This window comes from Streptomyces sp. R-07 (assembly GCF_049913175.1).
GTDB lineage: Bacteria > Actinomycetota > Actinomycetes > Streptomycetales > Streptomycetaceae > Streptomyces.
In genome coordinates this window covers 58639-82870 of the sequence record NZ_CP183978.1, presented here as the reverse complement: position 1 = coordinate 82870, position 24232 = coordinate 58639, and the positions used below count along the sequence as shown (strand labels likewise).

At 67.5% G+C, this 24232-nt stretch carries 22 protein-coding genes and 2 pseudogenes; 18 read left to right on the top strand and 6 right to left on the bottom strand.

What is annotated here, in order from left to right:
* Positions 1–25 precede the first annotated feature (25 nt).
* Both ACN9M0_RS00425 and ACN9M0_RS00420 read left to right on the top strand, forming a co-directional pair.
* Positions 26–706, top strand: coding sequence for a transposase family protein (locus ACN9M0_RS00425; protein WP_426402837.1), 681 nt, complete (start codon positions 26–28; stop codon positions 704–706).
* A 268-nt stretch (positions 707–974) separates the two neighbouring features.
* Positions 975–2894 (top strand): family 20 glycosylhydrolase, encoded by a 1920-nt coding sequence (locus ACN9M0_RS00420; protein WP_426402836.1) that lies wholly within the window; start codon positions 975–977, stop codon positions 2892–2894.
* A 39-nt stretch (positions 2895–2933) separates the two neighbouring features.
* Here the strand turns inward: ACN9M0_RS00420 and ACN9M0_RS00415 are convergent.
* Positions 2934–3131: pseudogene (locus ACN9M0_RS00415) on the bottom strand (IS5/IS1182 family transposase); the annotation flags it as partial.
* A 38-nt stretch (positions 3132–3169) separates the two neighbouring features.
* Here ACN9M0_RS00415 and ACN9M0_RS00410 point away from each other — a divergent pair.
* Positions 3170–3691, top strand: coding sequence for a hypothetical protein (locus ACN9M0_RS00410; protein WP_426405261.1), 522 nt, complete (start codon positions 3170–3172; stop codon positions 3689–3691).
* Here ACN9M0_RS00410 and ACN9M0_RS00405 read toward each other — a convergent pair.
* Positions 3677–4447: pseudogene (locus ACN9M0_RS00405) on the bottom strand (IS5 family transposase); the annotation flags it as partial. The gene ACN9M0_RS00410 and the pseudogene ACN9M0_RS00405 sit on opposite strands and share 15 nt — an antisense overlap.
* A 148-nt stretch (positions 4448–4595) precedes the next feature.
* On the opposite strand from ACN9M0_RS00405, the gene ACN9M0_RS00400 reads away from it, so the two are divergent.
* The 9 genes from ACN9M0_RS00400 (at position 4596) to ACN9M0_RS00360 (ending at position 13587) form a co-directional block, all read left to right on the top strand.
* The gene (locus ACN9M0_RS00400) at positions 4596–4928 is read left to right on the top strand and encodes a hypothetical protein (protein WP_426402835.1); all 333 of its coding nucleotides are present in this window, start codon (positions 4596–4598) and stop codon (positions 4926–4928) included.
* Between the two features lie 119 nt (positions 4929–5047).
* A complete protein-coding gene (locus ACN9M0_RS00395; RefSeq protein WP_426402834.1) occupies positions 5048–5629 on the top strand; it encodes a DUF6368 family protein in 582 nt (193 codons plus the stop codon).
* Between the two features lie 121 nt (positions 5630–5750).
* The gene (locus ACN9M0_RS00390; RefSeq protein ID WP_426402833.1) at positions 5751–6725 is read left to right on the top strand and encodes a hypothetical protein; all 975 of its coding nucleotides are present in this window, start codon (positions 5751–5753) and stop codon (positions 6723–6725) included.
* Between the two features lie 822 nt (positions 6726–7547).
* Positions 7548–7964, top strand: coding sequence for an ISL3 family transposase (locus tag ACN9M0_RS00385; protein WP_426402832.1), 417 nt, complete (start codon positions 7548–7550; stop codon positions 7962–7964).
* Positions 7965–8216: 252 nt separating this feature from the next.
* Positions 8217–8528 (top strand): hypothetical protein, encoded by a 312-nt coding sequence (locus ACN9M0_RS00380; RefSeq protein ID WP_426402831.1) that lies wholly within the window; start codon positions 8217–8219, stop codon positions 8526–8528.
* Positions 8529–8934: 406 nt separating this feature from the next.
* Complete coding sequence (locus ACN9M0_RS00375) at positions 8935–9681, top strand: TnsA-like heteromeric transposase endonuclease subunit (RefSeq protein ID WP_426402830.1); 747 nt, start codon at positions 8935–8937, stop codon at positions 9679–9681.
* Positions 9681–11729, top strand: coding sequence for a Mu transposase C-terminal domain-containing protein (locus ACN9M0_RS00370; RefSeq protein ID WP_426402829.1), 2049 nt, complete (start codon positions 9681–9683; stop codon positions 11727–11729). Before ACN9M0_RS00375 ends, ACN9M0_RS00370 begins: the two co-directional genes overlap by 1 nt.
* Complete coding sequence (locus ACN9M0_RS00365; protein WP_426402828.1) at positions 11729–12784, top strand: TniB family NTP-binding protein; 1056 nt, start codon at positions 11729–11731, stop codon at positions 12782–12784. The genes ACN9M0_RS00370 and ACN9M0_RS00365 overlap by 1 nt, the downstream gene beginning before the upstream one ends.
* Positions 12781–13587 carry a TniQ family protein gene (locus ACN9M0_RS00360; protein ID WP_426402827.1) on the top strand — a complete coding sequence of 269 codons (807 nt, stop codon included), beginning with the start codon at positions 12781–12783 and terminating at the stop codon, positions 13585–13587. Before ACN9M0_RS00365 ends, ACN9M0_RS00360 begins: the two co-directional genes overlap by 4 nt.
* A gap of 669 nt (positions 13588–14256) precedes the next feature.
* On the opposite strand, the gene ACN9M0_RS00355 is transcribed toward ACN9M0_RS00360, so the two are convergent.
* Entirely contained in the window at positions 14257–15462 is a 1206-nt protein-coding gene (locus ACN9M0_RS00355; protein WP_426402826.1) for a WD40 repeat domain-containing protein, read from the bottom strand.
* 563 nt (positions 15463–16025) lie between these two features.
* Between ACN9M0_RS00355 and ACN9M0_RS00350 the strand changes: the two genes are divergently transcribed.
* The 6 genes from ACN9M0_RS00350 to ACN9M0_RS00325 all read left to right on the top strand — a co-directional run bounded on the left by ACN9M0_RS00350 (position 16026) and on the right by ACN9M0_RS00325 (position 22439).
* On the top strand, positions 16026–16784 hold the full coding sequence (locus ACN9M0_RS00350) for a hypothetical protein (protein WP_426402825.1): 759 nt from the start codon (positions 16026–16028) through the stop codon (positions 16782–16784).
* 102 nt (positions 16785–16886) lie between these two features.
* Positions 16887–18608, top strand: coding sequence for a PQQ-binding-like beta-propeller repeat protein (locus ACN9M0_RS00345; RefSeq protein ID WP_426402824.1), 1722 nt, complete (start codon positions 16887–16889; stop codon positions 18606–18608).
* A gap of 311 nt (positions 18609–18919) precedes the next feature.
* Entirely contained in the window at positions 18920–19438 is a 519-nt protein-coding gene (locus tag ACN9M0_RS00340) for a HEAT repeat domain-containing protein (RefSeq protein ID WP_426402823.1), read from the top strand.
* A 287-nt stretch (positions 19439–19725) separates the two neighbouring features.
* Entirely contained in the window at positions 19726–20040 is a 315-nt protein-coding gene (locus ACN9M0_RS00335; protein WP_362009781.1) for a hypothetical protein, read from the top strand.
* A 416-nt stretch (positions 20041–20456) separates the two neighbouring features.
* Positions 20457–21062, top strand: coding sequence for a dihydrofolate reductase family protein (locus ACN9M0_RS00330; RefSeq protein WP_426402822.1), 606 nt, complete (start codon positions 20457–20459; stop codon positions 21060–21062).
* Positions 21063–21683: 621 nt separating this feature from the next.
* A complete protein-coding gene (locus ACN9M0_RS00325; RefSeq protein ID WP_426402821.1) occupies positions 21684–22439 on the top strand; it encodes a hypothetical protein in 756 nt (251 codons plus the stop codon).
* A 205-nt stretch (positions 22440–22644) separates the two neighbouring features.
* Here the strand turns inward: ACN9M0_RS00325 and ACN9M0_RS00320 are convergent, their stop codons facing one another.
* The 3 genes from ACN9M0_RS00320 to ACN9M0_RS00310 form a co-directional block, all read right to left on the bottom strand.
* Entirely contained in the window at positions 22645–22926 is a 282-nt protein-coding gene (locus ACN9M0_RS00320; protein ID WP_426402820.1) for a hypothetical protein, read from the bottom strand.
* Between the two features lie 261 nt (positions 22927–23187).
* The gene (locus tag ACN9M0_RS00315) at positions 23188–23571 is read right to left on the bottom strand and encodes a transposase (protein ID WP_426402819.1); all 384 of its coding nucleotides are present in this window, start codon (positions 23569–23571) and stop codon (positions 23188–23190) included.
* A gap of 474 nt (positions 23572–24045) precedes the next feature.
* The gene (locus tag ACN9M0_RS00310; protein ID WP_426402818.1) at positions 24046–24225 is read right to left on the bottom strand and encodes a hypothetical protein; all 180 of its coding nucleotides are present in this window, start codon (positions 24223–24225) and stop codon (positions 24046–24048) included.
* Positions 24226–24232 lie beyond the last annotated feature (7 nt).

Genomic DNA, 24232 nt, shown 5'->3' with positions numbered 1-24232 from the left:
GCATGCGCTCGTGGAGTGGGTCACCATGCTGGTTGTCACCCGTGAGGGCGACCGGCGCTGCAAGCTCCGTCCGTCTCAGCGGGCGATGGTGGCACTGGTGTACCTACGCGAGCACACCACGCTGGCGAAGATCGCCGCCGGGTTCGGGATCAGCGAGTCCACCGCCCACGCCTACACCCGCGCGGTCGTCGACCTGCTCGCCGAACGAGCACCGGGTCTGCTCAAGACGCCGCGCGAGCACGATCCCGACTTCATCCTGCTCGACGGCACCCTCGCCGAGTGCGACCGGATCGGCGACGGCCGGGCCGACTACTCCCACAAACACCGGCGCCACGGCGTGAACGTGCAGGTCGTCACCGACCCCTGCGGCGAGCTGCTGTGGCTCTCGCCCGCCCTGCCGGGCCGCACCCACGACCTGACCGCCGCCCGTACTCACCGGATCATCCGGATCTGCGAGCGCCAGGGCGTTCCCATCCTGGCCGATCTCGCCTACCAAGGCGCCGGCCCGTGGCCGACCACCGGCATCAAACGCAAACCACTCCAGGAAATCACTTCCACCGAAAAGGCCATCAACCGGGCACTTGCCGCCGCGCGAGCGCCCGTCAGAGAGCGTCCAGCGCCCGTCGCAGCACGTCGCCTTCCGCAAGATCGCCGACAGGCAAGGAGTTCCGCGCACCCGCCCTCCATCGAAGGCGCCATGGGCTAGATCGGACTGCAGTGACCACTCTGTGCACACAGAGAGCCCGCGCGACCGTGGCGGTCGAGCGGGCCCCCTGTTGACCCTGGGGGCCGGTGCTCGTCGAGGTCCGCCAGGCGTGCCGCTGGTGCACGTCTCTTGACGTGGGCCCGACAAGCAGCTGCACTGGTCCGAGTGGTTTAGACCACTGGTCTGGACCATCCGTCTGTTCGTGGCGGGTCCCCTCCCTACTCCCATCGAGGTCCCGATGAGACTCCTGCGATTGTTGTCCTGTGGCATGCTGGCCGTGCTTGTCGGTCTGGTCGCCGCCGTTTCGGCTTCAGCCGGCCCGGTGGCCGCGAAGCCGGTGGCGAATCCGAAGCCCCTGACCATCCCTGCACTGCAGGAGTGGACCGGTAGCACCGGCTCGTTCACGTTAACCGGCGCCACGCGGATCGTGTCGTCGACCGCGCACTCTTCTGCTCTGGCGTCGACCAGCGAGGTGTTCGCCGATGACCTGCAGGCCCTGGCCGGCCTTACGGTCGCCCGGTCGACCGGCACCACCGCCGACCTGCGGGCCGGTGACATCTTCCTGTCGCTCGGCTCGACCGACACCCAGCTCGGCGCCGAGGGCTACACGCTCTCCATCACCGACAAGATCACCATCAGCGCTCGTGATGACCGGGGTGCGTTCTACGGCACCCGGACCCTGCTTCAGCTGCTCAAGCAGGGATCGTCGATCCCGCGGGGTGCGGCGCGGGACTGGCCGCTCAAGCCCGAGCGCGGTCTGATGGTGGACAACGGGCGCAAGTACTTCACGCCGCAGTGGCTGCGGGATCATGTGAAGGAACTGGCCTACCTGAAGATGAACTACTTCCACCTGCACCTGTCGGACAACAAGGGCTTCCGGATCGAGAGCAGCTCGCACCCGGAGATCGTGTCGGCGGAGCATCTGACGAAGCAGGAGGTGCGGGACCTCATCGCGCTCGCGGCGCAGTACAAGATCACGATCGTGCCGGAGATCGACGCCCCGGGCCACATGACCCCGATCCTGGCCGCCCACCCCGAGCTGAAGCTGGTCAGCAATGCCGGTGTGGTGCAGGACTCGTACATCGACCTGTCCAAGCCTGCGGCGTACGCGCTGCTCAAGGACCTGTACGACGAGTACCTTCGACTGTTCCCCGGCCCGTACTTCCACATCGGTGCCGACGAGTACGACATCAACTACACCTCTCACCCGCAGCTGGAGCAGTACGCCAAGGCCACCTACGGCGCCAATGCCATCGGGAAGGACGCGTACCTCGGCTTCATCAACTGGGCCAACGGGATCATCCGCGGGGCCGGCAAGACCACCCGCGCCTGGAACGACGGCATCGGCGGTGGCGTCGCGGTCACCGTCAACACGAACGTCATCCTGGAGTTCTGGTACAACTACGGCAAATCACCACAGGCGCACATCGACGCCGGACACCTGATCTCCAACGAGAGCTGGACCCCCACGTACTACGTGCTCTACGCCGGTGGCCCGGGCGGCCCGTCCAGCCAGTGGGGCTACGACACGTGGAACCCTGACCTGTTCCAGGGCGACCAGACCATCACCAAGGCATCGAAATCCAAGAACCTCGGCTCGAAGATCCACGTCTGGTGCGACAACCCCGACGTGGCCACGGAGGAGCGCATCGCCTCCGACATCAAGCAGGGGCTGCGGATGCTGGCCCAACAGACCTGGGGCTCGCCGAAGCTGGTGACTCCCTGGTCGAATTTCGTCCCGGTGATCAACACCATCGGCCGCAACCCCGCCTGGACGACGTCGGTCCAGGTCGGGAACCTCGCCGCGAACAAGCCGGTCACCGTCTCCAGCGCCGAGACGGCGACCTTCCTCGGCGTGAATGCGGTGGACAGTGACTACTTCTCACGCTGGTCCAGCGGCTACACCGACAATGAGTGGATCACCGTCGATCTCGGAACGTCCCGGCAGATCGGGCGCGTCAAGCTGTTCTGGGAGACGGCATACGGCTCGGGCTACAAGATCCAGACGTCGAACGACGGCACCACATGGACGACGATCTACACCACGACCACGGGTGACGGCGGCACCGACGACCTGACCGGCCTCTCCGGCTCCGGCCGCTACGTCCGCGTGCAGGGAACGGCGCGGGCGACGCAGTTCGGCTTCTCCCTGTACGAGTTCGAGGTCTATGCGCCAACCGCCGTCTAGCACCGGACGCGCATCGGTCTTGCGGCGGAGGTGTCGCCAGTAGGCGAGATCGGCCAGGATGGGAACGCCCTGGCACTCGCAGATCCGGCCGCCGGGGTCGCTGACGACCTGCACGTTCACGCCTTGGCGCCGTGTTTGTGGGAGTAGTCGGCCCGGCCGTCGCCGACCCGGTCGACACTCGGCGAGGGTGCCGTCGAGCAGGACGAAGTCGGGATCGTGCTCGCGCAGCGTCTTGAGCCTAGGGCGTGTGTCGGAAGTGATTTAGGTTGGCTGACGTGAATGCGCGGGGGCAGAGTTACAGATATGTCGGACCGGTTGAGCTGAAGGCTGCGGTCCGGCCTGGCAGCGGTGGGTGCCGAATCGGCTCGGTGGCTGACTTCGACGGCTGGATCGCTGAGCGATCGGCAGCAGAACTGACGGAACCGTTCACCTTCGTGGTCGGCATGGATGGTGTGCTTCGGCTGGCGCCGCGGCGAAGCGAGCACGTGGCCTGCGCCGGCGGGGACATGGTTCTGAGTGCTGGCGAGATCAGCTTCATTCGCGAGGCAGACCGGTGGACCGTCGACGAGGTCAGCAACCAGTCCACCGGATACTGCCCGGACGTCACCTCCTGGTCGGCAGTCGCTCATGCTCTGGACGACGTAGAACTTGGGCGACCCTCCGGATTCACCCACGAGGTGGTGTTCCGGCGGTGCCCCGACTGCCAGGAGCACAACATCGTGCGCGAGGATGACTTCGTCTGCGTCTTCTGCGGCAGCGATCTGCCGGAGACGTGGAACGTGGATCCCGCCGTATGACAGCCGGGGGTCACAACCACTCGTTGATGGCAGCGATTCGCGCGCCAGGCGGCGGTGCTGCATCAGCCAGCCGAAGGTCCGCTCGATCACCCACCGCTTGGGCAGCGGCTGGAAGCCCTTCTCTTTCGGTCGCTGTACCACCTCCACGTCGATCCCGAGGCGGGCGCCGTGCTGGATGACGCTGGTCTGGTAGCCGCCGTCGGCCCACACCTTGGTCACGCCCGGATGGGCCGCCGCCAACTCGGTCAGGGCCTGCTTGCCGCCGGCGGAGTCGTGGACCGAGGCGGCGGTGACCAGGACGGTCAGGACCAGTCCGAGGGTGTCGGTGATCAGGTGACGCTTGCGCCCTTTGATCTTCTTGCCCGCGTCGATCCCCTGACTCGCCTCGGCGACATTGCCCGAGGTCTTCACGCTCTGCGCATCCACCACGGCCGCGGACGGCTCCACCGTTCGGGCGTGCGCCCTGCGGGTCCTGTCCCGCAGCAGATCGTGGACCTGCTCGGTGGTTCCGTCCGGCTCCCACTTGGCGTAGTAGTCGTAGACGGTCTTGAACGGCGGGAAGTCGTGCGGCAGGTATTCCCATGGGATCCCGGTGCGGTTGACGTAGAGGATCGCGTTCACGATCTCTCTCAGGTCGTGCACCCGTGCTGCCGTCCCGGGTCCTGAACGGGCGGCCCGCCAGGCGACGAACACCGGCTCGAGCAGCGCCCAGCGGGCATCGGAGACGTCACTGCGATACGCACGTCGAAGTGTCACGTCCCGGACAACGACCGCCACGACCTGCAGTCACAAGAACATCCCAAAACACCAACTACCTATATCAGATGCCCTCTTAGCCCATGGAAGGGGCTGCGGTGTGTATGCCGGGTGCCTGACCCTGCGGTCCGTCAGGTTGGATGGCACCGTGGCGAGACGACCCAAGACGAAAAAGAAGCGGCCCCCCTTCGGCATACCGAAGGAGATCATCCTGCTGACTGGGCAAGACGTGTGGCCCTACACGTTCATCGCCGACGACTCGGGTGGCGGATGCGGCAAGGTCCCGATGCCCGCCGACGCGGCCCTTGAGGACGTACAGACGGCGATCTTCACACAGCTTGCGGACCTCACCCGCATATTCCACGGCGTTGAGATCGACGTGGAGTGGTCCTCCATGACGCCGGATTCGTGGGTAGGCCACATCCGGCGTGTCACCGTGGAGGAGCCTGCTCCGCCTGGCGCGGTACCTGAAGTCGGCTGACCACGGGTCGGGTCACCACAGCAACGCACTTGAGCCGTCGCCGTGATCAGACGTCCGCCGCCGGGACCTGGTAGAACCGGGTCCTGGTGGCACTTGGTGCACGAAGTTCTGGGGGCGGTATGGCGGGACCGGCAGTTGGACTGTGGCTCTTCGAACAACGCGGGTTCGCGGACATCCTGGCCGACGTGGTCCCGTGGTTGGAGACCTTCTGCGACCCGGTGGAGACCAAGGCCAGCGGCGACGTGGACTTCTGGGTGCGCGACGGTTCGGCCTTGGGCCTGCGGGCCTTCGATCCAGCCGGCGTCGGCGTGTTCTTCCTGTCAGAGGACGAGGAGATGCCTGCCGAGGACGAGGACTACTCATCCTTTTCGCGGCCACCGGCGCAGGGGCTGGTAGTCGGCGCCGGCTGCTCGGGTTCGGTGAACCATATGCTGCTCGGTCACCTGACGCTCGCTCTGGCCTGCCGCCTCGATGCCCTAGTCGACTTCGACGGCCTTTTGAGCAGCCGCCCCAGCACAGGAGAGGACACGGGGACCGAGGCCGTCCTGGCCAGGGCGAGAGCACTGGCGTCAACCCTTCCGGGAAGACTCGCGGAGGTCTCCTATGACACTGGGGGCGGTGGACGGTGGCTTCGACACGTCGGGGACGTGGAATGTCTGCAGGCATGGCTGCAACATCCTGATTTCCACTTGATCAAGTAGCGCCGCGGCGTCGATCGTTCTGGAAGGTCACCTCGCTGGAAGCGTCACGAGTTGTCATGGGCGGAATCTGGCAGGCCAGCCCCGCCCGTCGGGTGCCTGAGCTGGGCGTTAGCCTCGGCGAATGATTCCTCCGCAGCATCTGAAGGTCATTACCCGTCACCGCGACGGGTGGATCTATGCCTACGTAATCGACTCCGGTGCTTTCGGGACGCTGGAGCCCGCCGCGGTGTTCCAGCCGCAGGCTGGCGACGAGGTCGTCGCGTCGGTGGTATGGCCCGATCTGGAGCGAGTCGTGTACACGACGCTGAACCGGGTCGTCTGCCTCACGCCCGCGGGTGACCTGGTGTGGGCGTCGGACTTCGAGCCGCACTCCGACGTGCCCCATGGCCACCGGCCTGGCTGTGCGCTGTCCCTGGACGGCCGGACCGTGTGGGTCTACCGGCCGGACGCGATGGCGGGACGCGGGGGCGGAGACCAGTGGGTCGTGTACGACGCCGACAGCGGGGCGGTCCTCGCCCGCCGGGAGCTGGAGACGGTCGGGCACGGCGCCAGCCACCACGTTCACCCCGTGGACGGCAGCATCTACCTCGACATCGGTGAGGGCCAGGACGGCTCCGTCATTCTCCGAGGTATGGCCGGGGCCGACGGTGAGGTGAAGTGCGTGACGTACCCGTGGTCGGACCGCTGCCTAATCGACCTGGCTCCAGGCGGGGAGCAGTTCATGACCGTCGACCACGGGCAGGCGGACGTCGCCTTCCACCGCCACCCCAGCGGAGAGGTGCTCTTCACCCTCCCCGTCGAGGCCTTCGGGTACGACCCGGAGGAAACCTTCATGGAATGGAGCGGCGGCTATCTGACCCTAGACACGGCCGTCGTCACCCTCGGCAGTGAGACCGAGGACGGGGAGGAATGGTTCCGCCACCACTTGATCGACGTGAGTACGGGCACGGTCAGCGGCGAGATGACCGTCGAGGCGGCCCACCCTTACGACCTGGAGCCCCTGGGCGACGGCTCCTGGCTCACCGACGGCCCCGTCCGCTGTTCCCGGGCTACTGACACGGACTCAATGCATGACGACACGCATGTGTGTCGGTGAATCGCTCCTGCTCGCCAGGGGTGCCTGAGCGGGGGGTGAGGTGATCGCGGCTCCCCGGGAGAGCCGAGCCTGCGTGGTGCCGTCGGCGGCGCTATCTGTAGAGGACCTCTTGGTCGGCTCCACCATCTCGGAGATCCCGGATGATGACCTGCCCAGGGCCAGCTGGCGCGGTGGAGTATGGGCCGTGTAGGTCCAGGAGTTCAAGGTCCGTGGGCAGAGCGGAGGGATGCCCGACGTACTCCGGATCGAGATCGTAGGTCACTCTCGTGCCGCTTCCTGCTGGGGGCTCGAACTCCTGCGGGACGGTGAGCGGCCGGATGCCCGCAAGGTCCTGGCGGAAGCCTCGACCCTCGCACCACATCTCTACGGTTGCCCGCTCGCACAGTGCCGCTGCGGCGGCCGGCAGCCACCACTCCGGGCCCAGAAGCGAGTCGTAGTATCAGAGAGTGGGCCCCTGATGCTTTCCAGGTATGCGGTTGATCCATCGTCATCGTGAAGCCGAGGCTGTCGGTGATCTCGACGATGGTGCGCAGGGTGTGGTCTCCGGCGACACTCGTCGCCGGGTGAAGCGCATGTCTGGCTACACCGCACAGCACGGAGGCTGGCAGACCAGGGTCTCCCTGCCCCACGCCGAAGTACATGCTCGGCCTCTTCCGTATGGAGGCGTCGAACTCAAGCACCTTGATCTGAGCTGCTTCGTACGTGTGATCCGCCACGACCACACGCTACTTGCCTCGCCAAGCCAGATGAGGTGCTCAGCCTGCCGCTGAAAGGCACCGCTTAGCCATCGACGTTCACCTGCTTGACGAGCTCGGCGTCGATGTGTCCCGGCCGCAGCCAAGGCCGGCCCCGAAGCCCCGCCGCGTTGTTCGCTGGATCATGACGCACCCCCAGCACCTCGCGGCCGCCGACGCCGCGGAACTGAAGGAGATCCGTAGGGCCTGCCCTCACCTCGACGCCGCCGCACGGCACGTCCACGACTTCGCCGAGATGCTCCACAGCCTCCAGGGAGACCAGCTCCCGGACTGGATGGACCGTGTCCTTGCCGACGACCTCCCTGCCTTGCACTCCCTGGTCAGCGGCCTACGACGAGACTACGCCGTCACTGCCGGCCTCTCCACCCCATGGAGCTCCGGGCAGGTCGAGGGCCGCGTCACCCGGGTCAAACTCCTCAAACGCATGGCCTATGGACGAGCAAATCTCGACCTCCTACGCCAACGCGTACTTCTGGGCCCATGACCCTGCGACAGGACCTCCCGCTGTGAGACCGCCTGAACCTGCCGTCTATTCTGAACGCGTTCAGTCGGGGTGGGGTGGGATGTGGTGAGCACTTCAGTGAGACGGTGGGCGGCTCTGGTCGCCGCGTTGGCATGGGCCTGCGTTGCTTGCGCCGATGCAGGTGGAGACATAGCCCGGGTTGACCGGTCGGCGCTTACGGGCGAGTGGAGCAGTCCAGGCGGCGCTCGTCTTCACCTGGGGAAGGACCTCGCCATGACGGGGGAACGCCTGAACAGTGCGATGTTGGGAGGCACATCCTGCCCGGACGCTGCAACCGGACACTGGAGCTTCTTCAGCTCGCCCGACAAGGCGGGTTCCATGTTTGCCGATGACAGGTTCGCCAGCGGCGACACCATTTCTGTGCGCATCGACGACCCGAAGGATTCCTGTCTTCTCTCAGTTCAGGTCCGGCGGGACGAGCACGGACTCAATCTGTGCCTGGTAGAAGACCTCGACTCTGGCTGTTCCGCCGAGGAGCTTCTGCGCCTCGAGCCGGTGACGCCGACAGGACAGGCAGCGAAATGACTCGCCGTCCCTGCTGACGGAATATCACAAGATCCCCGACAGAGCCGAAATACGTGATCGTCGGCATGGATGATCTCGGGCTACGACAATCTTGCCGGAGCCACGTTCATGCGCACCCCGACACGGTTCGTCGGCATGCAGCAGACCTGACCTCCGTTTCTGCGGGGTCTCAAATTTCGTGTCGGAATCTCACGGTCGATGTCAGATGGATGTCGGATCCGCCATCGCGGTGAGACACCGTAGGGCTGTTGTCCCGTCGCATCGAACCGTGGCCAGTCGCATTGATCTGCGCGCCGACCTTGCGGGACGAAGGCCGAGACAGGTTTGAGTGAGACCAGTCCCGCTTTGGGGTGGCTCTTGTCTCGTTGTACGTGGCTTGTCGCAATCCAGTGGACATCGTCCTGGTGTGGACGATGAGGGGGAGCCGCTGAGCGGCAGGGACAGGGCGGCCGGTTTCGACGTGGCCTGGGTCCGGGAGGGCGTCGAAGTGCGCCGACCGCTGAGGAACGTGGTCGAGGTGGCCTTCGAGGAGGTCGTTCCGGTGCGGGAGTTCCCGTCGTACCGGGGACAGCGGCATTTTCCGGGCTTGTACTGGGCCGCCACGATGCTGCGGCATGTTGGGTTCGAGTCGTGGCTGGAGCGGGATCACGCGATTTCGATGGACTTCGACCCGTGTGTCGTCGCGTTCTCGTCGCAGCCGTTCTGGCTGTTCTGGACGTCGACGGAGGGCGGACGGCTGTCGCACGCGCCAGACTACTTCGCGCGTCGGGCCGATGGCTCGGCTGTCGTGGTGGACTGCCGGCCGGAGGGCCGGCGCAAGCCGCGGGACCTGGCCAAGTTCTCCGGTACGCGGGCTGCGTGCGAGGCGGTGGGGTGGGACTACCGGCTCGTCGGAGAGATCGATCGGGTGCGGGTGGCGAACCTGCGGTGGCTCGCCGGGTTCCGCCATCCGCGGTTCGGCGGGGCCGGGTTGACGGAGGCGGTGGAGGCCGCCTTCGCGGTTCCCGGCCCTCTGGTGGGCCAAGCCGCTCAGCTCGGAGACCCGATCCGAGTGCTGCCGGTCGTCTTCCATTTGCTGTGGTGTGGGCGCCTTGGGGTGGATCTGTCGCGTCCCTTGGGCGATTACTCCCTGGTCTGCCGGGTGGAGGGCTGATGCCGGAGCACGAGCGGCCGCGGGGTGTGCTGCGGGTGGGTGACCGAGTCCGGTTCGAGGACCGGGTCCAGACGGTGGTGGGCCTGTCGGGCACGACCGTCCGCCTGGTCGACGAGCACAACACCGCGAGCATGGTGATGTTCGCTCACCTGATGGCGTCGGACGGGTTCGAGCTGCTGGACTCCACGGCCCCCACGTCGGGACTGCCGCCCTTCGGCCTGCTGGACACAGTTCCCGAAGTGGCCCTGCGCAAGGCCAGATTCTTCGAGAAGCACCTGATCGAGGCAGAGACCGGGCTCCCGCCGGATGCGCCGAAGGGAACGGTTCCCCGGCCCGAGTACGACCCGCAGTGGCGGACCGTGAACGAACGATTGGTGGCCAAAGCAGCCGAGCTGACCGCGTCGGGCACCGAGGTGTCGGAACGGACGCTGTTCCGGTTGAGGTCGAAGTGGCGGGACGAGGGCTTGTGGGGCCTGGTGGACCGGCGGGCCACCAGGCTGTCCGTCGCACCGGGCACCGGCCGGGTGGACGGGCGACTGGTCGAGGCGGTGCTGGAGGCCCTGGCCGCGCAGGAGGATTTGTCGACGGGGACCCGCACCCGTGTGATTCGGCAGGCCGAGAAGCTGGTCGCCGAGCGGCACGGAGAGGGCGCGGTCCCACTGCCGTCGCGGGCAACGTACTTCCGGCTGCTCAAGTCGATGTCCGAAGGGCGCCACAGCTTCGGGGCGGCCACGACCCGGCGTTCTTTGGCTGGGCGTCCGGAGGCTCCGTTCACCCCGACGCTGGCCGCCCGGCCCGGCGAGGTGGTGCAGATCGACACCACCCCGCTGGACGTGCTGGCCGTCTTGGACGACGGCGTGACGGGCCGGGTCGAGTTGACGATCGCGGTGGATGTCGCCTCCCGCACCATCTGCGCGGCGATCCTGCGTCCGGCCGGGACGAAGGCCGTGGACGCCGCGCTGCTGCTGGCACGCATGCTCGTGCCGGAACCGATGCGGCCCGGCTGGTCGGACGCCCTGCGGATGTCAGCCTCACTGGTTCCGCACGCCCGGTTGATGAGTGTCGATGCCCGCCTGGAGCACGCCGCGGCACGCCCGGTGATCGTCCCGGACACGATCACCGTGGACCGGGGCAAGGTCTTCATCTCGGACACGTTCGTCGCGGCCTGCCGTTCGCTGGGAATCTCCGTCCAGCCCGCACGGCCGGCCACGCCGACGGACAAGGGCGTCGTGGAGCGGACGTTCGAGTCCATCAACACCCTGTTCTGCCAGCACGTCGCCGGCTACGTCGGCTCCGACACCACCCGACGCGGCCCTGACGTCCAGGCCGTCTGGACGATCGCGGAACTCGCCGATCTCTTCCACGAATGGGTCGTCGCCCGGTGGCAGACCCGCCCCCATGACTCTCTGCGCAGTCCGTTCCTGCCGGGCAAGGCACTCTCGCCGAACGAGGTCTACGCCATGCTCGTCTCCCGCACCGGCTACCTGCCGGTCTGTCTCGGCGGTGACGACTACATCGAGCTGCTGCCGGCGGAGTGGCGGAAGATCAACGACTACGGCATCACGCTCGACTACCGCACCTACGACTGCCGGGAGCTGGGCCCCTACCGGCGCCAGCCGTCCGGAGTGGACACCAAGGGCAACCTCTGGGAGGTCCACCACGACCCCTACGACCTCTCCCACGTCTGGGTGCGCGACACCAGGGCCGGCGGCTGGATCACCGTTCCCTGGACCCGGCTCGGCACGGTCTCCGCGCCGTTCGCCGACTTCACCTGGCGCCACGCCAGAGCCGTGCTGGCCGCCAAGGGAGCCGACGACACCGACGAGAACGCCATCGCCGCCGTCATCGACGACCTTCTGACCCGCGCAGGAAACGGCCCGGACCGCCGCATCGCCGCCCGCACCAAAGCGGCGACAGCCATGCCTGCCCTGCCGCAGGCCCGGCACGAACCCGCACCGGAGACGGACGAGGAGCCGGAAGGCGAAGAAGACATCGCCCAGGTCATCCCCTTCGGCGTGTTCGACGCCTTCACCGACGGAAGCCGCTGATGACCCACTTCTTCGAGCCCGAGGACGTCGACCATCCGCTGACGAGCAAGGAAGGCTGGGCCGCCTTCGTCGCGGAGACCACCACTCCGCCAGCCGTCCCGCCGCCGGCGGCCCTGCAACGGCTCACCGAAGCAGAACGGACCGCCTACGACCAGGCTCGGGAGGACTACCACGCACAACTCGTCATTGTCTCCACCCCGACGATCCGCCACGTCACCGCGACCGGCCGCAAACGCATCCTGCTCAACCGGCACCAGCACTCCGCCCGCTGCGGACTGATCGTCTCGGGACCCGCCGGGACCGGGAAGACCACCGCTATCACCCACCTGGGCAAGAACTTCGAACAGCTCGGGCGACAGCGCGGCGAGGTTTTTCCGGACGCGTTGCCGGTCGTCTACGTCACCGTCCCGCCCGCTGCCACCCCGAAGATGCTGGCCATCGAGTTCGCCCGGTTCATCGGCCTGCCTCTGCCGTCCCGCTTCAGCCAGGTCGAGGTCACCAACAAGGTCTGCGACCTGCTCTGCACCCTCGGCTGCCGTCTCGTGCTCATCGACGAGCTCCACAATCTCGACATCGGTACTCGGGTCGGTGCCGAGGCATCCGACCAGATCAAGTACCTGTCCGAACGCATCCCGGCGACCTTCGTCCTGGCCGGCGTCGACGTCGAGGGCACCGGACTGTTCGCCGGGCGCCGGGGCGGACAGATCGCCAGCCGCTACACCCTCATCCCCACCAGCCCCTTCCGCCACAAGACCGAGGAACAGCGCGACTCCTGGCGATCACTCGTGGCGACGCTGGAGGAATCCTTGCGGCTGCACGATCACCGACCGGGCACTTTGCTCAAGCTGAGCGCCTACCTGCACGACCGCACCGGCGGCATGATCGGCAGCCTGTCCCACCTCGTCCGCGAGGCCGCCCTGGACGCCATCCTCGACGGCAGCGAGAGGATCACAAAAGCCTCGCTGGAGCGGGTCGACCTGGACGAGGGCGCCGAACAGCAGAACATTCCCCGGGCACGGCGTCGCCGAGCCCGCAACGAGAAGCGCATCGCGTGACCGGCCGGCCGCGGACCCTGCCTCTCACGCCGCCGCCCGTCCACCACGAGACCATCGGCTCCTACCTAAACCGCCTCGCCGACGCCAACCACCTCACCATCGGCTACCTCTCGCACCTGATTGGTCCGTCCCGCCAACACCGTCGAGTCGACAACCGGATCGGCTACTGGACGCCAGATGCGCTGCGACGGCTCGCCATTTTGACCGGCCGGAGCCCGGCATCCCTGGTCCACGCGATGCCACCGCTCGGCTCGATCGGCGCCCCGCTTCGACACCATCGGTCTGCAATTGAAGAGGCCATCGAGCCGCGACGCCGCCCGGCCTGCCGCCTCTGCATGGCCCGGCGACACGTCCGCGGGCTCGTCGTCCGCAGCACCCCGCACCATGAAGGTGTCTGCCACCGCCACGGCCGCTGGCTCCTCGGAGAGGAGCAACACGATCTGACGCTGCTGCCCGAGGTTCTGCGGGCCAACCTCCAGCATCACCGGATCGTCCGCCGGGGCACTCATCCCTTCACCGAGCTGGCCTTCGTCGATGCCCGCGACCGCCTGACCAGGTGGTTCACCGGTGAGAGAAGCGGAGAGCTTCTTCGGCAGAGGTGGAACCGCCGGCTCGAAGTGCTCGGCGAGGACCCGTTCGGTGATCCCCACCGCCCCACCGAGCCCCGGATCGAAGTGGCCACCTACCCCGAAGTCATCGTGCTCACCGGCCTGTTCGCCTCCCCGCACTGGCGAGACCATCCCCAACTGCCCACAGAGACAGCACGCCGATTTGGCATCGCAGACACCCAGCTAGTGCTCTGACCTCACAGGTTCGCCGGTTTGGGGCTCGCCTGTGTTTGGGGTGTGCCGGGGTGGCTTTGTCCACGAGAACGGGAGTCGTTTGTCGATGAGCGCGGGAGGCGCCCCGAAGGCGGCCAAGTCGATGTTCACGAGTTCGGGTTCTGGCTCACTTTCCGTGGAGTGTGCACGCTGAGTGACGGTTTTCGAGCCAGCGAGCCCTGGTGAAGTTGCCCGGAACTGAGCCGTACCGGGTGCGGTGTGGCTGACAGTTCGGCCCGTTGAAGAAGTGGTGCTCCGGCTGGAGGAATTGCTGTTCCCCTCGATCGCCGATGTGACGGTGCTGTCGGTCGACGTGAACGAGGAGGCGGTACGGATAGTGGCCCGAAGCACGGTGGCTGGGGCCGTCTGCCCCGGATGCGGAATCTGGTCACGGTGGATTCACGGCTCCTACCTGCGCTTTCCCGCATGTGCCCAGCGGGGGCAGGCGCGTCGCGCTCTGTTTACGCGTCCGCAGGTTCCTCTGCCCGGTCCTCTCGTGCGGCGCAATGCCGAGCTGGAGGGCGACGCGGCTACCCTCCGCGGCCAGATCGCCGATGCGACCAGTGGTACGGTCCGGCCGCTTCGGAAGCCGTGAGCCTCACCGATCATCAGGGCCCGGCGAAGGGGTCGGGGCCGAAAGTCGCTCTCCTGTCACGGCAGCTTCCACAGGGCCACGTCGCTCAAGAGCCCGGCGGTGATCATGGTTCCGTCCGGGCTGATCCGCATCGGGTGCGCGGTGTCATAGTCCGCGCCGTTCTGGTAGATGCGCGCGTCCTCGATGTCGACGACCTTTCGGGTGGCGACGTCCCACCGCACGATCAGGGGGTCACCGTTGACCGAACCGATCACGGTCCCGCCGTCGGGACTGAATTGCACGGAATTCACGTACTGAGCGATGCGTTCCTTGCGGGGGATCGACTCTCCGGGGGTGGTGCCGTAGGGCACCGTGAGGGTCGCGACCTCCTCCTGGCTGTCTGCCGACCACAGCTTGACCTGCCCGTCCCTGCTGCTCAAGCTCGCGGTGCCACCGGCCAGCAAGGATCCGTCGGGGCTGTAGGCGAGGTGGAGTACCGGCAGTTCGAGGCCGTTGATCGTGCCGATGATTTCGCCGGTAGAAATGTCCCAGAAGCGTACGTTGCGCGCCTCGTGGCTGGTAGCGATCGTACTCCCGTCGCGGCTGAAGGCGACCGACTCGACCGACTTCTGCCGGCTCTTCGTGTAGCCGATCGGGTCGATCAGCGTCGCGAGCTTCTCGTGGGTGCCGGTGTCCCACAGATTCACTGTCGCGTGCATGTTGGCGCAGGCCAGGACGTCGGCGTGCGGATGAAACGCCAGTGACTGCACCTGGACGGGATCGATCTCGGTGTCGGTGAGCGTCGCGATCTCCTTGCGTGCGGCGACGTTCCACAGCGTCGTACCAATGCCGTCGCAGGCGGCGAGCAGCGTCCCGTCCCTGCTGAAGGCCAGGTCGTGGACCCCGTCGTACCGTTTGCTGGGCTTTCTGAGCTTGACGGTGGGGGCCAGGGTCCCCGGGTCCCAGAGTTCGACCCCTCCGTCGAGCAGTCCGACAGCGAGGATCTTGCTGTCCGGGCTGAACGCCAGGGCGTAGGCACCTCTGAAGTTCGTTTTTACGATCAAGGGGCGAGACAGCCGGTGTTGACTGCGCGGTCTTGGGGACCGGGAGGGTGGGGTCGGGCCCGACTGCCCGGAGGACGACATGGTCAGCGCGGTGGGTACGGCGGCGGCCGCGGCGGCCACGGTCCCGAGCGCGCCGAAGAGGAGGGTGCGTCGGTTCGGCCGTCGCGACGGCCGGCCGGTTGGGGGCTGGGGGGCACCGGCGTCCGCGTCGGGTGTCATGGCCCCTCCTCCGCTGTGTGTCCCTTGCTGGTGTCCGTGGCGGACGGGCATCCCTGATCCGCCGTGTGCCCGCCCTGACGGGCGGTCAGGGCTAACTCATCTGACATGACAGCACGATATTTCGGGGGGCGGCAGGCGCGTATCCGCGAGGCGGACATTCACCCTTCCCACACTCGGCACCGGGTACGCGCCGTGGATTCCGCACGTCTTGTGAGCAGGCGCTGGGGACATGGTGGAGGACACAGAGCAACACCTGGAAACGTACGCGCGAATGCCTGACCGGCCGCTACCTTCGATCTTGCCCGGGGCTCGTAGAGCGGGAGCACGCGTACGGGGCGCCGGCCCGGGGTATGGGAGCGGTGCCGGTCGGCCCGACCATGGTGACAAGGGATGCATGAGCCACCGGGGATGGGGGACGGGTGAGGAATCGGACCACGTTGCAGGCAGGGTCGCGCGGATCGCGTAAGTCACGGCCCGGTACGTCACGCGGGACACCGGAGACGGCCGCCGAGCCGTGGTGGAGGAAGCACGGGCGGCTGCTCTGGCTCGGGGCCGGCATACCTGTGATCGGCGCCGTACTGACCACCCTCGCCCTCAACGGCCTGGGCCTGGGAGGTGAGCCCGACCCTGCCGCGCCCGCCGCCACGGACAGCCCCTCGGCGAGCCCTCCGTCCGCGCCGTTCACCGTGTCCGCCCGACAGGATGGCAACGACGGCGGCTGTACGGCCCTGGAGCACGGGATCTCCTCGCCGCGGGACCGGGCGGAGATCGTGACCGGCGGTGACGTGGCCGGCGTCGTTCGGCGCCATCGGGGCGCACGGGCCGGCGAACTCACCACGGAACTCACGATCGAGGGCGGTACGCAGCCCCTGACCATCACCTCGATCGACATCGAGCCCGAACAGCCGCTTCCTGCACCGCCGCTCGCCGGAACACTGCTGTGCGAGGCGAGCGCAGGAGGTGAGGCGAAGATCCAGCTGTTCGCGGACCTGGACAGCCCCCGGCCGGTGTTTTTGACCGGAAAGGGCTCGCCCGATCGGTACTTCGACAAGCACGTCGTCACTCTCGCGCCCGGCGAGCAGGTCAACCTCACGGCGACCTTCGTGGCCGCGAAGGGGTCACGAGAGTTCCGGCTGGTCGTCCACTACGTGCGGCACGGGAAGGGGGGAGCAGTCCCCGTGCCTGCCCCGAGCGGGAGCCGGTACGCGGTGACCGGGTACGCCGCGAAGTACGAGGCCGTGTACTCGGGGTCGCCGAACGGAGGATTCCGGCGCGAGGAGGACTCCCGGCCCTGCCGATGGTCGCCAGCGCCTCCATGCTGACCGGCGCGGTGCCGACCGGTTCGTGGAAGTCCGGCAAGGCTTGGGAAGACGCGAAAGGGCTCCGGAAAGCCCTGGGAGACGGGGAGTGGTATGGCACGGCGGATGTCGCGTACGGACCTGAGTGCTGCGGGAGCGGGCCTGCTGGCCGTCTTGCTGCTGGTGCTGCTGGTCGGCGACGGAAGGACCGCCCGCAAGCCGTCCGAGCCTCCGAACACCCTGGAGGTGGCCTGGTCGTATGTGACCACCGGGCGGGCGCTGGACGCACGCGACGTGCCACCAGCCCTCAGCGACGAGGCGTTGGCGGTTCCGGTGGGCCGCTCCGTCCGCGTAGTGGACACTCGGAGCGGCCGGCTCCTCTCCATCGTGAACGGCTTTGCGGAGGACGCCCCCGACCTGGAGTTGTCGGGCGGTGTGCTCTTCCTCGTGGACACGCAGGTCCGCTTCAAGGACACCCTGCGGGCGTACGATCCCGCGACCGGGCGCGAGCTGTGGCACCGCAGGGCGGCCCCGCGTCCGGACGGTGAGGGGGCCGGTAACTTCGCCGTCGGAGGGGTCTTCTACGCGGACTGGGGACCGGTGGTCATGGACGGCGACCGGGTGTTGGCGCTCGAGCCACGTACCGGCGCGGTCCGGTGGTACGTCCGGTTGGACATCCCCTGCGCCAACCCCCACCCCTACGTGGACGTGCCCTACCGCATGGCGGCGACGGCCACCCGCCTCCTCCTTCTCCGACACTGCATGGGCGAGCCCGCGGAACTCCAGGCGGTGGACGAGCGGGACGGAAGGTCGTTGTGGCGGAAGCTGCTGGGGCTTGGGAAGTACGTCAGTGTCGGTGCGGTCGACGGGCTCCTCAGCGTACGCATGGACGACAAGTTCCGGTTGCTCACGGAGTCGGGTGAGGAGATCCTGCGGCAGGCGGGCGAGGTATATCCGCTGGGGAAGGAACAGGGGGTCGTGTACGCGAGTGTCGGCCAGAAACTGCGAGCCTTCCGGGCGGACACCGGGAAGCCCGTCTGGAAACGTGCCCGCCTTCTGACCGGCTTCGCCTTCATGAAGGACGGGCTGATCGTGGATGACACGAGCACGGACGGCTCGTACTCCGGAGACGTGCGCTGGTCCGTCGGGGACGCCGCCGCGCAGGGGCCCGGAGCCAGCACCTTCGTGGATCTTGACGGCCGTGGGACCGCCTCGGTGCCCTGGCCGGTCGCCGGGACGCTGCTGGGGGCGAGCGGGGAGTTGCTCGTGGTCCGCAGCGAGGAGGCGAAGGGAACCCGCTACACCGGACTACGACCGGTGCGTCGCGCCACGGACGTGGCCCGACCCGTCGCGCTTGGGGGAACGGAACCGCGGGACTGGCCCGACGCCTGTGGCCTGGTGGACGCCGGACTCCTCTCGGAACTCGCCCCGGACTATCTCGCACTGCCGGACAAGAAGAGTCGCGCCTTCCATGGAGTCCGGCTGCCGCACCCGAGTGTGTGCCGCTTCGCCACGGAGTCCGGTGACGGTAGTGACGTCTTCTCCGTCACCGTGCGCTGGGTCGCGCCCGACGCGACGGCCGCCCGGACGTACGCGGCCAGCGCCATGCCCTGGGGTTGCGCCCCCGCACTCGGCGGATGCGTGACGGCCGGGATCGAGGAACCGCGGAGCGGGGCCCGGCTGTACACCTACCGGACTGGCCTGGAGGCGAGACCCGTGGCCCACGCCACCGTGGTGTCCGGCCGGTACGTCCTCGGGGTCGCCGCGGGCGAGGACGAACCGGCGCACAGGGCGCTGGTACGACGGGTCGCCCTGCAGCTGTCCGAGCGGGGCGGGAACCGGGAATGAGACACGAAGCTCTGGGACGCAAGTTCTGCTTGCATAACGCGTCGCTGCAGAACCCACGGGCGGTCTTGCCAGGGTGAGTGTCGTACCAGGTCGGCTCGCCGCCCTCGCCGATCCACTGCAGCCCCGCCGCCGGGAAACCCGGGGTTCGTTCTCACCATCAGGATCGGCCAACCGAGAGGTGATCCGCTCATTCACAGTGGCCGCACCACAGAACCTGCGCCAGAACCCGAGTTCGGGAGGCACCCGCCGAGAATGATCTTGCTAGGGTCCACCCAAGATGGGGCGTTCAACGCGTGGGAGGTGGTCAAGCGATGACCCCCGAGGAGCAGGAACTGATCATGGGTCTGGCGGTCGGACTGGGTGAGGGTCCGACGCGCACGCTCGACGAGGTGCTCGCCCACTTCGGCGAGTCCGACGGTGAAACCCTGGCGCTGAGACTGCTCCGGGACGCCATGGAGCGCCGGGACGCCGACGACGTCGAGATGGCGTTGATCGTCAAGGCCGCCGCCGGCGCCCCGGCCGAGGAGTTCCTGGAGCCGTTGACCGAGCTGTTCCCCGCCGAATGGCACAGAGACCACGAGGACATCGTGTCCACGCTGGGCAAGCTCCGCTCGCCCAGGACGGTGCCGACACTGGCCCTGGCAACCCACTGGGTCCCCGAGCACCTGGACTGGGACGAGAACCGGGCACTCGCGGTGAAGGCGATCTGGGCTCTCGGCGCCATTCCCGGCCCGGAGGCCCGGGATGCCCTCGAAGGCTTGCGCGACGATGGGAACGAGATCATCCGCGAGAACGCGCTGAATCAGCTCGCACGCCGCGGCGAACTCTGACCGCGGAGTCGTAGCCGCTCCCCCAGAACGCCCGGCCGTGTTTCCTCGGCCGGGCGTTCCGCCCAAGACCCATCTCGCCAGGGTTTCCTGTACCTCGGCCACTCAAGGGAGGTCACACAAATCACCCGCCGGGCCGTGAGTGACTCCCAAACTCATCGACATTGATCAAGGAACCGGCCCACGCGGTGACTCCCGAAGCCGTCGACAGACAACTTCCGTTCTCGTGTACAAAGCCACCGGGGCATCCGGTCCACAGCCGCGAGCCCGTGTCTGGCAGGATCTCCCGCATGCTCGAAGAAAAGCTCGACGCGCTTGCCCAAGTGATGGCTGAGCACATGGCCAGGCCGTTCCCGCCCGGCTGCCGCGGCCTGGACGTCGAGGGCCAGGACATGGTGTTGCTCGACGCGGACTCCTATGGCTATGCAGCCGTCGTTCATGAAGGCCCGCTCAGCGAGCAGCACCGGGCAGGCTTGACGCGGCTGACGTCAGTGTTCGGGAAGGTCCTCCCGGCGATCGACGACGAGTACGCGGCCGAGTACTACACGCACGTGCGCGACATGGCTGTGCTGGCCGCCGAAATTGCGAGCCTGCGCGAGAAGTAGTCCTTCGCACGGGAAGGTTCCACGGGGGCATCCGATGGGGCGGGACACCTCCTTGCCAACGCGGCATGACCCGCAACCCGGTGAACCTATGCCGTCAGAGCACTAGCGTCGGGCCTGGTCCGGAAACTGCCACCTTCACTGCAAATCCTGGAGCAGGGCGTCTCACCGTCCTGACAAAGCCCAGCTCAGGAACCACCGGTCTCGCCGTGATCGATGAGACGCGAACTCGGCGCCGTGCTCAGCCCCTCCCGAAGCCCACGGCCTCCACGCTCTGAGTCGCAAGCCAATCTGTCACCCCCCAGGTCAGTGGCCTTCTCCCGTCAAGATCTAATGAGACGGGACAGCTGTGCCGCGGAAGTGGCGCCGATGAGTTTCCGGCGGTTGTGTGGTCTACCCGTCAACGAAGGGAGCGCACCATGCGCAAGATCATCGTTTGCACGTTCCTGACGCTCGACGGCGTCATGCAAGCGCCGGGCGGTCCGGACGAGGACGCGGAAAGCGGCTTCAAGCACGGCGGCTGGCAGAAACCGGTGGACGACGACGAGGTCGGCGCGGCCGTTGCCGGTTGGTATGAGCGCTCCGACGCGATGCTGCTCGGTCGCAAGACGTACGAGATCTTCGCGTCGTACTGGCCGACCGCTGATCCTGACAACCCGTTCACCGAGCGGATGAACAGCATGCACAAATACGTGGCGTCTCGGACCCTGACGTCCGTCCAGTGGCAGAACTCCACGCTGCTGGAGGGCGACACCGTCGATGCCGTACGTACGCTGAAGGCGTCCGACGGCGGCGACATCAACGTTGTCGGCAGCGGCGACCTCGCCCAGACCCTCATGCAGCACGACCTCGTCGACGAGTACCGGCTGACCATCCACCCGGTGATCATCGGCACCGGCAAGCGGCTGTTCGCCGACGGCGCGATCCCTACGGCGCTGGAGCCGGTCAGCGTCTCGACGACGAAGGGCGGCACCGTCGTCGGCGTCTACCGGCCGAACGGCAGGCCCAGCTACGACAGCTACTGATGTCGTATGCCGCGGAGTTTCCGCCGACGGCCACCGGCGGAAATGCTACGACGCAGCAGTAGTTCAAGGGGGCGCGCCGTCGCCACAGGTCCGCGCCGCCGGCGATTTCCGGCAGGGAACCGAGACTCCGTGCGCCCGACAGGATGTGAGACAACGGACAGATCCGCAGGGCGCGAGGCCTGGTCGCCCCGGCCGCCGGTGGCAGCGTCCTGGCCCAGTGAGAGATCATCCTCACCGCGGCCGCGCACTGCTCTTCGCTCGTGCGGGGATGGTCCCCGCCACTTGGATCGTCCGGTGGTCCGCACCGGCTGATCCGCGCTCGGGCGGGGATAGTCCCGGATGTCGACCGCCGATCCGATCGCCGCACCTCCTGCTCGCCGCCCGCGCCGATGAGCGGATCGCGCCGAGGGACGCGGAGGCGTTCGAGGTGACGCGACGGGCCTGCCGTCAAGTGAGGTGTGGGTGTGTGGGTCTTAACCGAGAGCGGTTGTTCGCGACGTTCAGGATCACTTCGTGATCGCCGTCGTCGGATGTCGGTGAGAGGCAGGAGCACCTGCGGCTGTGGACCGGGAAGGTCCGGGTGGTGCAGGGCCTGTCAGAGCCGGGTGGCACTCTGGGCGTGTGCTGATCGACGGATACGAGGACGATCCTCTCGTTGCGGCGGAGGATCTGCTGTCCCTGCCGGGGTTCTGGGCCGCCTATCTGCTGTGGATGTGCCAGACCGAGGAGAACGACCCGGATCCGCTGTGGTTCGGCGCGGATGAGGCCGACTTGGACGCGGCGTACGAGGCCCTGACCGACGAGGAGCGTTGGCCGGTCTTCCGCATCCCGTTCGCCGACCGGCACAGCGCGCTCATCGTGGGCCGCAACGTCGCCGACGACCTGGGCACGGAGTACTTCGTCTCCCACCCCGACTGGGACCGGCACGGTCACCTGGCCACCATCGACGGGCACCAAGCCGGCCCCGGACTGTCCTGGCGCGAACGCACACACGTCGCCGGCACACCCGACCCCAAGGCTCCCGGCGTCCACGCACCGCACGTCCGCCTGCTGCTACTGCTTCCGGCCCTCGGAGACAGCAACCTGCCCGGTGACGCTGCCGCACTGATCAGCAGCGCGCTCATTCAGGTGGGTGTCGCCGAGGACCAGGCGCCTGGGGCGGCAGATGCCCTCCTCCACGACCACCCCTTGTGGGAGCCGGCGGAATGGGCCCTGCCCTCACCGTCCCCGCTCTCCGGAACCGCGCAGCACTTTCCCGGCATCCTGCACTGCGACGATCCCCACAGCCCGCGGTGCGGAACCCGCCTCGCCCAAGGCATCACCCGCGAACACAGCGACCGATTGGCCCGAGCACTCGGCACCTGGCCCACGCCGTGAACACCTGCCCCGAGTCGACAAGCACGCGAGACTGCCACAAGCAAGCACTGGCGCGCTACCCGAACTCGGCAACACGCCTACTGTTGCCAACGGACTGCTTTCGACGGTGACCGATGAACGCTGCTGCCTCTCGGTTCTGGCACAGATCTTGGGGAGCCGTCGCGGAGAGTAGAGGTTTCGTTCGATTGCAGGTGGCACGAGGTCGTCAGCGTTCCCGCATCCTGGTCCACCACCAGCCGAACACCGCCAACTCGATGTTGTTGGGGTCCGGCAGGGTTCGGCGCTCGAGCTCCGCATCGATGCGTGTGATCAGTCGTTCCAAGTCCCGTTGTGTTCCGGGAGGAAGGTGCTGCATCGCCCACTCGAGGTCATCACGGGCATCTCCCACCCCGGGCGATTCGAACTCGGAGGCATTCAGGTAGCGTCCAGGCTGCTTGAACGCCCGCTCGAAACACGAGAGCGCATTGGCGACCGCGTTGGGCCACATCTCTTGGTCTTCGACCCGGCGGATCGCTGCACGGGTCCGCGCGGAGACACCGCGGACCTTCAGTACCGGATACTGCCATCGTGGCCGCCATCGCTCTGCGCGGACGGCCTTGGGACGCCTACGCGGCATCGCCCTTTCGGATCAACATGTAGCCATCCTGCCACGGCTGGGAACCTGGATGGCCTTCTTCCGCACGCCCGCTAAGGCAGACATTCCAGCTTCTCGGATCTCGCGCAGATCTTGAGGGGGCGTCTCGGAGTGTTACTGGAGCAGGATCATCTCGCGGAGTAGTTCGAATCCGGCTCGACCGTAAAGCTGCCGCTTGATCTTCTTGATGCGGTTGACGGCGCCTTCGATGCTGCCGGAGCTCCAGTCGAGAGTGAGCCCGGCGGTCACAGCGTCGAGGTCTCGGAGCAGGTGGAGTGCGAAACCTGTGAGGCCGGGCAACTGGCTGGCGTCGACTGCGTCGATCCAGGTGGGGAGCGTGGGGCCGAGGCGGTCGGTGAGTATCTCGCCGAAGTCCCGGACATGTTCGGCGGTCTTGTCCAGTTCGGGGCAGCGGGCCAGGACCTCCTTCAGGCCGGCGCGGTCTTCCTCGGTCAGGGCCGTCGGGTGGCGGGTGATCCAGCCGGTTACCTGCCGCACCGTCGGCGGCCGCGGCGGCCGCGGCGGACGGAGCCCCGCGCAAGGTGGCGATGTGGGCGCGGGCCCATGCCGTAGGTGACAGGAGTGTGCTCGGCACCAAGCTCGCCGTGGAGTTGGGTGACGCTGGTGCATCCGTCCGCGAATCGTCGTTCCAGGTGCCGGGCGATCGCCCGACGTGAGTGACCCCGGGCAAGCAGCTCATGGACCAGGGCATGTACGGCCTTCTTCCGCTCGGCCCGCCGGCCGACGGGGTCCGAGTCGTCCTGTGGCAGGCCAGAGGCCAGGCGGGGCGTCTCCGGCCGTGTGCCGCTGGGCGGTTGCGCAGGCAGTCGCGGTGGGCGGCGACGCAGGTCTCCAGGCTCGGCCGAGGCCCTGCCACAGGTGGAACCGGTCGGCGACCTACAGAGCGTCGGGGGCACCGCGACGGGCACCCTCGGCGTAGGCGCCCGCCCGGTCCCGGCAGATGATTTGTACTCAGGGGTGCCGGATCAGCCAGGCGGCCAGCGGCCGGCCCTCGCGGGTCGGGAGCATATCGACCACACGACGGTCTTCGACACTGGTCAAGACGGTGGAGCAGGTCTGGCCGCGACGGATCGCGAAGTCGTCCACGCCCAGCACACGCGGCGTGCTGAACGGCGGATCGGGCAATGCCATGACCCTG